A 12,605-nucleotide genomic window follows, 5' to 3' on the forward strand; every position below is an offset into this window, starting at 1 on the left:
CTTGCACACACTAAGCTAGCTATAATCCCTAATGGACTTAAACGAGTATTACGCACATTTATTAAATTACAGCGCTTTATTGGTAACACCTTCAAATATAAACATCTAACGAATGGCCGTATTGAAGGTCTTAACAATAAAATTAAGGTGTTTAAACGTATTGCTTATGGATATCGGAACTTTCAAAACTTTAGAACAAGGATATTACTTACGAACAAACTATATTTAAATGGGCTCCCTATTACGCAAGCAGCCTAAGGGCTGCTTGGATATGGAGATAAATATTTATATAATGGATAATGGAAATGAATGATAAATAAAAAAACCAAGCAATCAATGATTACTTGGAAATTATTCTCATCAGTCCGATTTGACGAAGAGCCAAAATAAAGACAAAAAAGAAGCCGAGAAATTACGGCTTCTTTTTTGTCTTTTCTTTGAATAGTTATTATTTATTTAATAGGAATTTAAGTTCAGCTAGACGCTGCTCAAACTGCGCAAAAGTTTCCTCAATGTAAGTCGCATTCGTCATATCAATTCCTGCCTTTTGCATCACATTAATCGGATAGTCAGATGAACCAGATTTCAAGTAGGTTAAGTACTTATCTACCGCGCCATCTTCACCCTCTACCAACCGTTTAGCTAGTGTATTCGCAGCAGAAAAACCTGTTGCATATTGATAAACATAGTAATTCATATAGAAATGAGGTATACGAGACCACTCTAAAGCAATTGTTTTATCTTCACCAATTGAAGGTCCATAGTATACTTTGTTTAGTTCAAAATAATTTTCACTTAAGAAATCCGCTGTTAGTGGTTGACCCTTAGCATCAGATTCATGCATGAACTGCTCAAATTCCGCAAACTGTGTTTGACGGAAGATGGTTCCTTTTACGCCATCAAGATAGTGGTTTAGAATATAAATCTGTGCATCCTTATCTTCAAGTGTATCTAATAGATATGAAGTTAATAAATTCTCATTTGTTGTAGAAGCTATTTCGGCTACAAAAATTGAATAATCGCCATATATATATGGCTGGTTACTTCTCGTGTAGTAAGAATGCATTGAGTGGCCTAATTCATGTACTAAAGTATACAAGTCATTTAAAGAATCTTGCCAATTTAGTAGGATATATGGATTCGTATCATAGGCACCTGATGAGTATGCACCTGAACGTTTACCTTCGTTTTCGTATACATCAATCCATTTTTCATCAAAAGCTTTCTCTAAATCTTTTAAATACTGGTCACCTAAAGGCGCTAAAGCTTTAAATGTGATTTCTTTTGCTTCTTCATATGTAAATTTAATTGGTGCATCACCAGTCAAAGGTGTATACATATCCCACATTTGCAAGTCTTCAATCCCTAGCATATCTTTTCTCAATGCAACGTATTCGTGTAGTAAATGTGTATTCTTTCTAACTGTGTCTACTAATGTGTCATAAACACTTTCTGGAATATTATTATTATCTAAAGCTTTTTGACGAGCTGAATCGTAATGACGAATCTTTGCTGTATAATTATGTCCTTTTATATTACCGGACATTAATGAAGCATTGGTATTCTTAACACTTTCATAGCTAGCGTAGAGTTGTTTAAAAGCTTTTTCACGCACTAAACGATCAGTGCTCTCTAATAAAACACCATAGGACCCATGTGAAAGCGTCACTTCATTACCATCTTCATCTTTCACTTTACCAAACTTTAAATCCGCATTGTTTAACAGTGAGAAAGTTGAAGATGCATTTCCAAATATCTCACTTGCACCGGCTAACAATGATTCTGCTTCTGGTGATAATACATGTGCTTTTTTAGCAAATAATTCCCGGAAGAAATGACCATACTCAGCATGGTTTTCTAATGCCTTTTGTACATCTTCCGATACTGATAAAACTTCCGGCTCGAACCAAGAAATCTTTTCACTTACTTGTGCAAGTAAAGCACCTGCTTGGCTATTATACGTTAGATATTTGTTATTATTTGTGTCTTGGTCATGTTTTAAGTGCGCATAAACGTATAATGTTTCTAATTCACGACTAACAGCTAAGAGAGCCTCCAATACAGTAATTACTTGATCGACTCCTTGGCCTAAAGTTCCTTGATAAGTCTGAAATGCTTCCGCTTTACTAGGGAACGCTGCTAAGGCAGTTTCAAAAGCTTCGTCATCTGGAAAGATCGTCGTTAAATCCCATTGAAAAGCACTATCTACTTCATTTCTAGGTTTTGCTTCAAAAATTTTTGCCATGATTTGCCTCCATATTTTTAATAGTATTTTCATTTTAACATATGGAGGTTCTTTTCAACATTAATATGCTAACTACTTTCGTAATGCGCAATCAGCCACATCAACCACGAAACAATGATTTCTTTAGTAAAAAAAGGATGCTCAATAATCAATTGTTGATCTTGTAATAATTTAACAAATTGTCCGAAATGCATCTTCTCTTTAGCATCATCATCTTGATGATACATACTGAGATAAACAAGTATTATAGCCCAATCAGCAACTTTTGAAAAAATACTTCTTGCCTGATAAGTAAATAACGCAACCGGTGCGTCTTGTATATAGGTATGTCTTTGGTAAATAATTTCTAACACTTTCTTTTGATTAGATGTTGGTCTGACCAATACTTGCTTCATAAAGTGGTTTAAATCTTTAGGTGGGGATAGTTTTATTGGTTGTTCTCCTTCAAACAATAAATGGGTAATAAAATCCCCCTGTTCATAAATATAGTGTTCATTAAAATAGCTAATATATCTTTCTATTGATAAGCAGATTTGTCTTTGGGCCTGACCATATAGATTGAGTGTCAATAAGATAACTTTACTCAATCTTTCATGCCAAAATGGTAAGTATAAACCATATTCATAGGAGTATCTCAAAAAGGGACGTATTGCATTCAAAGTTTTGCTAACAGGAAATATGTTATTCTTGTCGAATATTTTTTGATAGCTTGACTGATAACCTAATAACCACAACACGCGACAATTTACCCTTTGGTAATCAACTTCTCGTCTATATACATCTTCTGAAGAAATCTTCGTATATTGAACTTCAATCGTTAGATTATGACTAATATTTGTTTGGTAAGGTATGTATATATCGGCTCTTCTAAGCTGATTTTCAATCAATACTTCCAACTCACATTCAATATCTAAATCAATCAAATGATTATATATCACAGTTTTTTGCTTCAAATGTATGTCAGATTCATTCACTTTATCATGATCTTTTACTGATCGGGCATAATGAGCAAAATGGGGTCTAGTATCTTTTCCATTTTTAAAATATACCGGTCGTTTGCATTGGCTACAAACGTATTTTTGGTTTATTGGTAGTTTATGACCATTTTCATCTATAAGCTCTTCTGCAAAGACAAATGTGCCATCCTCTTTTTGTGCAAATCTCATCCCTTTGCCTCCCCTCTCAATCTTTTATATACGTTATAGCACATTAAAAGCGTCTTGATATTGTAAAAAAAAGAGGCTGGGACAAAAATACCTCAGCCTCTCTTTGCTATATAAAAGATATTTATCATCGGGTTTCAAAAGTCAGCATTATTTGACACTTCCCAAAATGCGCCAATAACATTTCGTTATTGTTCGTTTTTTGGTCCAGTACGTCAATGCTAAACGACTTTTGTCTCACCTTCTTCTGAGCTTATCTAAAGCCAATCGCCTTTTCCATAGATGCAAGTGTTTCATTTGCTACCTTATTTGCTTTTTTAGCACCTTCTGCTAAAATGTCATCTAATTCAGATGAATCCATTAATTTTGCATGACGTTCTTGCATCGGTTCTAAAACAGAAATGACGACATCTGCTAAGTCTTGTTTGAATTTACCGTAACCAGCATTTTGATATTCAGCTACTATATCGTCAATAGAACGGTTAGCAAATGAAGAATAAATCGTTAATAAATTGGAAATTCCAGGTTTGTTTTCCTTATCGTAAGAAATTTCACCAGATGAATCTGTCATTGCTGACTTGATTTTCTTCGTAATCGTTTTAGGATCATCCAATAAAGAAACAAAAGATTTTTTGTTGTCATCTGATTTACTCATTTTCTTAGTTGGTTCTTGTAAACTCATGATTCTACCACCTTCTTTAGGTGCGTAAAACTCCGGCATTGTTAGTATGGGTTTTTCCTTTTTACCTGTGTAACGATTATTAAAACGTTCTACAAAGTTTCTAGTTAATTCAAGATGTTGCTTTTGGTCATCTCCAACCGGTACTAAATCGGTTTGATATAAAATAATATCAGCAACCATTAATGGTGGATATGTTAAAAGACCGGCTGAAACTGATGCTTGTTTAGCAGACTTATCTTTAAATTGCGTCATACGCTCTAATTCACCTAAAGCTGTATTACATTGTACAATCCACGCAGCTTGAGCATGAGCAGGCACTTGGCTTTGAATAAAAATGGTTGCTTTTTCTTGGTCAATACCTAAGGCAATATACAAGGCAGCTAATGATCTTGTATTGCGACGTAACTCCTCAGGATCTTGCGCTACTGTGATAGCATGTTGGTTCACGACACAGTAGTAAGCTTCAAAATCATTTTGTAATTCGATAAATTGCTTCATCGCTCCGACATAATTACCGATTGTTGGTGTTCCACTTGGTTGTACACCAGAAAAAATACGTTTTGTCATCTAAAAATCCCCTCACTTAAATTCTATATTAGTATAGCATATTTCTGCTAGCTTGTTGGTATCTCGCTTGTGCTTATTAGCTTTAGTTACTTCTTGTAATAACTTATTAATGATACGTCAAAATTGGTTAAAAAAACATAGTAAATTCACAAGCTCTATGGTATACTATATTTATGTTAGTTAAGAATTGTTTTTCATACAAAGGAGAGATACACATGGTAAAATTATACATATCACCAAGTTGTACTTCATGTCGCAAAGCACGAGCATGGTTAGAAGAACATGAAATTCCTTATACCGAAAGAAACATCTTTTCAGAACCATTAACCGAAGATGAAATCAAAGCTGTCCTACGCATGACAGAGGAAGGCACTGAAGAAATTATTTCTACTCGATCAAAAGCATTCCAAGAATTAAATATCGATCTTGAAGAAATTCCTTTAAATGATTTATTTGAATTAATCCAAAATAATCCTGGTTTGTTACGACGCCCTATTATTTTAGATGATAAACGTTTACAGGTTGGTTATAACGAAGATGAAATTCGTCGTTTCTTACCAAGAAGCGTTCGTAAACTTGAATTGCAACAAGCGTTACGCTCTTATGAGGAACAAGAAGCACACGCTAATTAATTTAAAAAAACAAGATAATCACGATGGAAAGAGTGCAATTTTCTGTACTCTTTTTATTTTCTAGAGTAAATTACTTTAACTTTCGCATCAATTAGTTTACACTACATAATAATAGATTGGGGTGATTACGATGGAAATGGAGTATATTAACGAAAATACTATCCGAGTATTTATAGATACTGATGATTTAATTGAACGGGGTATCTCGTTTATGGATATCATGAGCAACCAAAACGAAGTTGAGCATTTTTTCATGAGTATCCTTGAAGAGGTCGACGTGTCACAAAAATTCCAACACACTGAAGCGATCACTTTCCAAGTAATGCCGAAAAGAAACGGTATTGATTTGTATATTAGTAAAGGCTTTGGCGATGATAACGAGGAAGATAGTGCTTTCCAACAACTAATGGAGACAATTGGCGAGCTAGAAGATGAAGATAAGGCTAAATCAAGTGAACGTCAAAGTATCTTAGACGACCAAGCTAAACAAGATACCAACAGAAAAAAAATAGCTAGTGCAGGAACTGTGGAACCCCGTGTCCCTAGAGAAATTACGCTAGCCTTCCGTATATTTGAAGATTTCCTTGCTTTTGCTCGTGACTTTAAAGACCAGTATGCACAAGTAGATCTATATTTATATAATGAAGTCTACTTCGCACTAGTAAAATTTGAAGCTAACGAGTTATCTGATAGCGAGATTGAGGACTTGGCTTTCTTAGCGCAAGAATATGGTGAAGTATCCACACTAAATGCTGGATTAATTCGTGAACGCGGACATGAAATTGCTAGAGGCAATGCAAGCGTTCAAGTACGCCGAGCATTTGGTTAAATAGAATAGTTGAAAACAGTTAACCCTAAAGGTTGACTGTTTTTTTATTTAATTGATTACTACCCGTATTTTTACTTTTTTTGCACTCATCGTAAAAAGGACAAGAGTCTATACGAATCCTGTCCTCCTATAAAATTCAATTAAAGAGATGCTAGGTCAGCCAATTCCTCAGCTGTGACATTACCAAAATAGCTTTTAATATTCATACCATTAAAAACTTCAATCAAGTTTTCTCGACTATATTCTTGACCAATTAAAGCATTTTCAACATCAGTAATTTCACCTAAACCAAAGAAATCACCGTAAATTTTACATGCTTTGATTTTCCCTTTTGAGATATTAAACTGGAACTCAATTTGTCCAGCTGCCGTTCTTTCATCGCGAATAATTTCAAAGTCAGGATTTTCACCGTAGTTCCAGTCATCATTATTGGTGTATTGTTGACGGAAATTTTCAATCCATGCCCAATCATCTTCAGTCAAAACATACTCTTGGATATCCTCAAGATTTTCTACATCAAAAATATTACGTAATAAAGCTGATCTGAAATCAGACAAGGTCATATTTTGAGACGCAGCATCCATATGTGGCTTAATATTCGTTACGCGACTTCGGATTGATTTAACCCCTTTTGCTTTTAATTTAGCTGCTTTAGGTTTCAACACTTTAGTAGTTTCTTCAATATCTACATCAAACATCAGTGTACCGTGGGCTGTCATGCGACCATTCTTAGAATACATCGCATTACCAGAGAACTTTTGGTCACCGATTACAAGGTCATTTCGTCCACGTAACTCAGCACCTTCAACACCCATTTTTTTAAGCGATTCAATAATAGGTTCAGTGAACTGCTTAAAGTCTCTAAAGGAATTGCCATCATCATTTGTAATAAAACAGAAGCAAATATTGCCTAGATCATGGTAGACGGCACCACCGCCTGAAAAACGACGGACAACGTGAACATTATGTTCCTTAACATAAGGCTCGTTAATTTCAACATGCGTATTTTGATTTTTCCCAATGATAATTGAAGGTTCATTAATATAAAAGAGTAAGATTGGTTCATCTAGTTTCTTTTCATTTAATAAAAAATATTCAATCGCCAAATTGTAAGTGGGATCAAAAATTTCTTTGCCGTTACGTTCATTTTTAACATAATACATAACTAACTACCTCTCTATTTTAGACTTGATTTCAACTCGTTATAAGTAATATTTTAATCTAAAATTTAGATAAATCAAACTCGTAGGTATATCGCGGACTACCTGAAGCCATATATAGTAGACCTGTTCTAACAAAACCATTTCTTTTTAAGGTTTTCTGCATCATGATATTATCTGGATGTGTATCAATTCGTAATGCATCAATATTATTTAATATCCCCATCTTTTTAATATCCAAAAACATCTGAGTAGTCACTTTACTTCCACGTAAATGTTGAGAAACCATCACACGGTGAATGGCCAAATAAGAGCCTGATACAGTCCACTCACCTTCTGCAAGGTTTTCATACAATTCATCATAAGTACCCAAGACACAGAAGCCAGCAATGCCACCACTATCCCGGTGTTCCCAAACAAAGGCTTGATTGTGCATAATCGCATCTAATAAAATTTCACTGGATATCGTACCATTCTGCCATTGATCTATGCTATTCATTGCAAGTAAAGCTATCGCATCCTCAAGCATATCAGTTAATTGTGCCATGTCGCTCTCAACTGATCCGCGAAGTGCTAGTCCCATATTTATCTGACTCATTCATGTCTTCTCCTAAGTTCATTTTTTTCTTTAAATAAATTCAACTTATTTTATCAGATTGTATCCTTAGTGCATAGTTAGAAAATTACCAAAAATAAAGATGAAATTAAATTGACTTTAACAATATTGCAATAAAAAGAGGCTGGGACAAAAATATCTCAGCCTCTCTTTGCTATATAAAAATGTTTATCATCGGGTTTCAAAAGTCAGCATTATCCGATAATGCCCAAAATGCACCAATAACATTTCGTTATTGGCCGGCTTTTGGTCAGTACGTCACAATTCTACACGACTGTTGTCTCACCTTCTTAACATATCGCTATAATGCTATTTTTGCAAATTATTGTGCCGGCTCAGTTTGACCAACAACTTCAGCAAAGTCAGCTTGAATATCATCATCATCCGTCCAAGCTGATTGATCAGCACCTGAGGTTACTTCATCAATTTTAGCTGCAGTTTCTTCTGATTGGTAAGCATCCACAATTGTTTGGATATCTTCATTTTCGACATCTTCAGATTTTACAACAACAGCGTTTTTATATTGGGCACCAAGTGAACCTAAGTCATCTGTATCTAAGAAAATAGCATCCTCTTCAGGAACTAAACCTGCGTCTACAGCATAGTTTGTATTAGCGATTACTAAATCAGCATCTGCGAGTGAGCGAGGCACCTGAGCAGCATCTACTTCAGTAATTTCAATATTTTTAGGATTGGCTGTGATATCTTCAATACTTGGTGTAATACCTGCAGCATCATCAATTTCAAGGATACCGGCTAATTCTAATAATAGTAAAGCGCGACCACCATTTGTCACGTCATTTGGGATAACCACTGATCCACCATCAACTAAATCTTCGATACTTTCAAGTGAGTCTGAATAAGCACCCATTGGAGAGATGTAAGTATAACCAACTGGTTGTAAGTCAGCATTATCGGATGCCACAAATTCAGCTAAATAAGCTAAATGCTGGAAAGCATTTAAATCTAGGGATCCATCAACTAAAGCAGTATTTGGTGTAACATAATCAGTAAAAGTTTCAACATTTAAAGTTACACCTTCATCTGCTACACGTTCAGCCACATCTTCCCAAACTAAACGTTCAGTATCCCCAACGACACCAACCGTATATTCAGCTTGCTGCTCTGTTGCTGAATCAGCTGACTCTCCCTCGGTACCAGTTGTACCACATGCAGCTAAAGCAATAACTGAAGCAAAGATCGTTGCAGATAATTTAAATTTATTATTCATCATATTCTCCTCCAAAACTTGATTAGTGACAGATTAGTTAATGTTCTACTTTTTTAACCAAGCGATCAGCGATAGCTTGAGAAATAAAGACGATAATTAAAATAATGATTGTTGATACAATCGTTACGTCAGTTTGGAATCTATTGTATCCACGAGTGATAGCTAAGTTACCTAGTCCACCACCACCGATAGTTCCGGCCATAGCTGTTAATCCAATGACATTAATAATAGATAATGCAGATACTCGGATAATACCTGGTAAAGCTTCTTTAAGATAAACTCTAAAGACAATATCTCCTGTTGATAAACCCATTGCTTGTGCAGCTTCAATAACGCCCGGATTTACCTCAACCAAAGCATTTTGAATTTGACGAGCATAAAACGGCACTGTTGCTACGACTAGTGGAACAATTGCCGCTGTTGTACCAATTGAGGTACCTGCAATAAATCTCGTAACGTTTACTAGTAATGCAATCATAATAACAAATGGAATTGACCGGAAAATATTTACTAATTTATCTAAAATACCATAGATAGCCGCATTCGCTTTTAAGCCATTCGGTTGTGTAAGGACTAACCAAATCCCTAAAGCTAAACCAAGGATAAATCCTAGAACAGCCGTCCAGATGGACATGTACAACGTTTCGATTGTGGCTTCAATAAACTCATCAGGAATCCCCGCTGCATTAGGTAAGATACTTTCAATAAAATTCATTATGCATCAACCTCCCCTTGAATGTAATGGTGGCCTTCAATTTTGTATTCTTCAACTGTAATGCCTTCGTAGCCAATATAATCAATGGCTTCTTGTACCTTAGTAGCCTCGCCACTTAGGCTTAACAATAAAGTACCTACAGGAATATTTTGTAAGATTTCAATATTACCGAATAGAATATTGGCTTTAACTGAAAATTGTGTGGTTAATTGAGAAATTAACGGATCACCAGTTGAAGTACCTGAGAATGTTACACGGATCACACGGTCATCTGGATGAATATTTAATAATTCCGGATTGTTCAAAACTTCTTGGATCCCTTTCTCAATTGGCGAAGCAGATTCAATAAAGTCTTTCGTTAATTTTTGCTGTGGATTTCTAAAGATATTAAATATTGTATCTTGTTCAACAACAACGCCATGTTCCATGACAGCAACACGATTACAAATCTCTTTGATTACATGCATTTCATGTGTAATAATCACAATCGTTAAGTTTAATCGTTCATTCAATTCTTTCAGTAATTCTAGAATAGAGGATGTCGTTTTGGGATCTAAGGCTGATGTCGCCTCGTCACACAATAAGACATCTGGATCATTAGCCAAAGCTCTTGCAATAGCCACACGTTGTTTTTGTCCACCAGAAAGTTGACTTGGATAAGCATCTTTACGATCTGCTAAGCCTACTAATTCTAGTAATTCGTGAACCTTTTCTTTCTTCTCATCTTTGGATAACTTAGAATCCTTCAATGGAAAAAGGACATTTCCCTCCACTGTTCTAGCATTCATTAGATTAAAGTGTTGAAAAATCATACCAATTTTTTTACGAGAAGCACGTAATTCAGCTTCAGATAAAGCATTGATTTCCTTATCATTGACAATTACTTGTCCTGAAGAAACAGGTTGCAAACGGTTGATAGTGCGCACAAGCGTAGATTTTCCCGCACCTGAATAGCCGATAACGCCAAATATCTCCCCTTTTTCAATAGAAATATTGACATCTTTTACTGCGTCAACGATGCCATTTGGTGTTTCAAATTTTACCGCGACATCTTTTAAGTCTATAATTGACATTAGTTTCACCTCTACATTTTACTTTATAAAGTTTCCTTTTTTATATTCAATCGGTTCATTCTATCATAAGATGACATCATTTAGTTTGATCTTGATTGATTTCCCCTTAAGGTAATAGCATTCCTTTGATTCCTCTATCTTCAATGTCCAGTTTGAAAAATGCCATCATTATTATTCCTACCATTTATTTTAACAAGTAATCATTAGTTGGGATAATACGAATATAACATAACTATTGATAGCTTTTTTAGATCACATATTTGTTTACGTTTCTTTAATATAAAAAAGCCCAGTAGACACTCGCTAAAAAGCTGATGCTACATGGACTTTAAATAAATTATTTGTTTAAAGCTGCTTTCGCTTGTTCACAAATTGCTGCAAATGCGTCTGCATCGTTAACTGCTAATTCAGCTAACATTTTACGGTTCATATCGATGTTCGCAACTTTTAAACCATTGATTAATGTGCTATAGCTCATTCCGTTCATACGAGCAGCTGCATTAATACGTGTAATCCATAAACGACGGAAGTCACGTTTCTTTTGACGACGGTCACGGTATGCGTAAGTGTATGATTTCATAACAGCTTGTTTAGCTGTTTTGTATAATTTAGACTTCGCACCGAAGTAACCTTTTGATAACTTAAGATATTTTTTACGACGACGACGTGTTACTGTTCCACCTTTAACTCGAGCCATTTAATTTCCTCCTTTTAGTACTGTTCAGCCCGTGACTGAACGCTTAGATAATCTTATTTGTAAGTGTCCATCATTTGAGAAATACGTTTCATATCTGATGAATGAACTGTTGTCGCTTGTTTATGTTGACGACGTTGTTTTTTAGTTTTACCGTGGAAACGGTGAGAACGTTCTGAATGACTACGTTTTAATTTACCTGTAGCAGTCTTTTTGAAACGTTTAACTGAAGCGCGGTGAGTTTTTTGTTTTGGCATGTTTTTTCCTCCTAAAATTGTTCAATTATTTGTCAGTAGCTGGTGCCATTTGAAGAGACATTGAACGTCCCTCCATTTTTGGTCTTTGCTCAACTTCTGCAATATCTTTAAGCTCTTCTGCAAAGCGTTCTAGCACTTCGCGTCCAATTTCTTTGTGCGTAATAGCACGACCACGGAAACGAATTGACGCTTTAACTTTGTCACCTTTTCCAAGGAATTTACGAGCTTGACGCAATTTTGTTTCAAAATCATTTTTTTCAATCGTAGGAGATAAACGCACTTCCTTCAGATTGACTTGTTTTTGATTTTGACGTTGTTCACGCTCTTTCCGTTGTTGCTCATAACGGTATTTACCATAATCCATAATACGGGCAACTGGCGGTTTGGCGTTTGGTGATACTAGTACCAAGTCAAGTCCAGCTTGTTCAGCTTTATCCAAAGCCTCGTCTTTACTTAACACACCTAGCTGTTCACCTTCAGAATCAATTACACGAAGTTCACGTGCACGGATATTTTCATTTACGAACACATCTTTTGCGATAGTAATACACCTCCATTGATGCTTTATAAAGAGAATTTTTTCTGCAAAACTGCATATATCTGTATGAAAGAGAAATTTCACATAGAAAAAACGACGGATAGTACAAACTCTACCCGTCATATTAAGCACACAGATCGTGTCTGTGTGAACTGAATATCTATCAACCAGAGGACGTAACTTGTCAACTCAGGTGAGAAACG

The 12,605-nt window shown here is 35.4% G+C and carries 14 protein-coding genes; 3 read left to right on the forward strand and 11 right to left on the reverse strand.

Features of this window, described 5'->3' with window-relative positions; genetic code table 11:
* The coding region (locus CJ191_RS06310; protein WP_146001968.1) for a transposase at positions 1-258 on the forward strand (258 nt) is incomplete at its 5' end.
* 190 nt (positions 259-448) lie between these two features.
* Here CJ191_RS06310 and pepF read toward each other — a convergent pair.
* From pepF to trpS, 3 genes are all read right to left on the reverse strand, one after another.
* On the reverse strand, positions 449-2,245 hold the full coding sequence (gene pepF, locus CJ191_RS06315; RefSeq protein WP_070467994.1) for an oligoendopeptidase F: 1,797 nt from the start codon (positions 2,243-2,245) through the stop codon (positions 449-451).
* 68 nt (positions 2,246-2,313) lie between these two features.
* Positions 2,314-3,411 carry a competence protein CoiA gene (locus tag CJ191_RS06320; protein ID WP_102199310.1) on the reverse strand — a complete coding sequence of 366 codons (1,098 nt, stop codon included), beginning with the start codon at positions 3,409-3,411 and terminating at the stop codon, positions 2,314-2,316.
* A 250-nt stretch (positions 3,412-3,661) separates the two neighbouring features.
* Positions 3,662-4,657 carry a tryptophan--tRNA ligase gene (trpS, locus tag CJ191_RS06325; protein ID WP_102199311.1) on the reverse strand — a complete coding sequence of 332 codons (996 nt, stop codon included), beginning with the start codon at positions 4,655-4,657 and terminating at the stop codon, positions 3,662-3,664.
* A gap of 215 nt (positions 4,658-4,872) precedes the next feature.
* Between trpS and spxA the strand changes: the two genes are divergently transcribed.
* A complete protein-coding gene (spxA, locus tag CJ191_RS06330) occupies positions 4,873-5,289 on the forward strand; it encodes a transcriptional regulator SpxA (protein WP_070467997.1) in 417 nt (138 codons plus the stop codon).
* Between the two features lie 130 nt (positions 5,290-5,419).
* On the forward strand, positions 5,420-6,118 hold the full coding sequence (locus tag CJ191_RS06335; RefSeq protein WP_070467998.1) for an adaptor protein MecA: 699 nt from the start codon (positions 5,420-5,422) through the stop codon (positions 6,116-6,118).
* 140 nt (positions 6,119-6,258) lie between these two features.
* Here the strand turns inward: CJ191_RS06335 and CJ191_RS06340 are convergent, their stop codons facing one another.
* The 8 genes from CJ191_RS06340 to infC all read right to left on the reverse strand — a co-directional run bounded on the left by CJ191_RS06340 (position 6,259) and on the right by infC (position 12,411).
* Positions 6,259-7,281 carry a lipoate--protein ligase gene (locus CJ191_RS06340; protein ID WP_070467999.1) on the reverse strand — a complete coding sequence of 341 codons (1,023 nt, stop codon included), beginning with the start codon at positions 7,279-7,281 and terminating at the stop codon, positions 6,259-6,261.
* A 58-nt stretch (positions 7,282-7,339) separates the two neighbouring features.
* Positions 7,340-7,876: a GNAT family N-acetyltransferase gene (locus CJ191_RS06345; protein ID WP_102199312.1), complete on the reverse strand. Its 537-nt coding sequence runs from the start codon at positions 7,874-7,876 to the stop codon at positions 7,340-7,342.
* Positions 7,877-8,216: 340 nt separating this feature from the next.
* Positions 8,217-9,125 carry a MetQ/NlpA family ABC transporter substrate-binding protein gene (locus tag CJ191_RS06350; RefSeq protein ID WP_102199313.1) on the reverse strand — a complete coding sequence of 303 codons (909 nt, stop codon included), beginning with the start codon at positions 9,123-9,125 and terminating at the stop codon, positions 8,217-8,219.
* A gap of 37 nt (positions 9,126-9,162) precedes the next feature.
* Positions 9,163-9,840, reverse strand: coding sequence for a methionine ABC transporter permease (locus CJ191_RS06355; RefSeq protein ID WP_102199314.1), 678 nt, complete (start codon positions 9,838-9,840; stop codon positions 9,163-9,165).
* The gene (locus CJ191_RS06360; protein ID WP_083272767.1) at positions 9,840-10,913 is read right to left on the reverse strand and encodes a methionine ABC transporter ATP-binding protein; all 1,074 of its coding nucleotides are present in this window, start codon (positions 10,911-10,913) and stop codon (positions 9,840-9,842) included. The genes CJ191_RS06355 and CJ191_RS06360 overlap by 1 nt, the downstream gene beginning before the upstream one ends.
* A 337-nt stretch (positions 10,914-11,250) precedes the next feature.
* On the reverse strand, positions 11,251-11,610 hold the full coding sequence (rplT, locus tag CJ191_RS06365) for a 50S ribosomal protein L20 (protein WP_003142018.1): 360 nt from the start codon (positions 11,608-11,610) through the stop codon (positions 11,251-11,253).
* Between the two features lie 53 nt (positions 11,611-11,663).
* Entirely contained in the window at positions 11,664-11,864 is a 201-nt protein-coding gene (gene rpmI / locus CJ191_RS06370; protein ID WP_070468003.1) for a 50S ribosomal protein L35, read from the reverse strand.
* Positions 11,865-11,889: 25 nt separating this feature from the next.
* Positions 11,890-12,411 (reverse strand): translation initiation factor IF-3, encoded by a 522-nt coding sequence (gene infC / locus CJ191_RS06375; RefSeq protein ID WP_070468019.1) that lies wholly within the window; start codon positions 12,409-12,411, stop codon positions 11,890-11,892.
* Between the last annotated feature and the right edge of the window lie 194 nt (positions 12,412-12,605).

It is taken from the genome of Aerococcus viridans (assembly GCF_002871935.1).
GTDB lineage: Bacteria > Bacillota > Bacilli > Lactobacillales > Aerococcaceae > Aerococcus > Aerococcus viridans_B.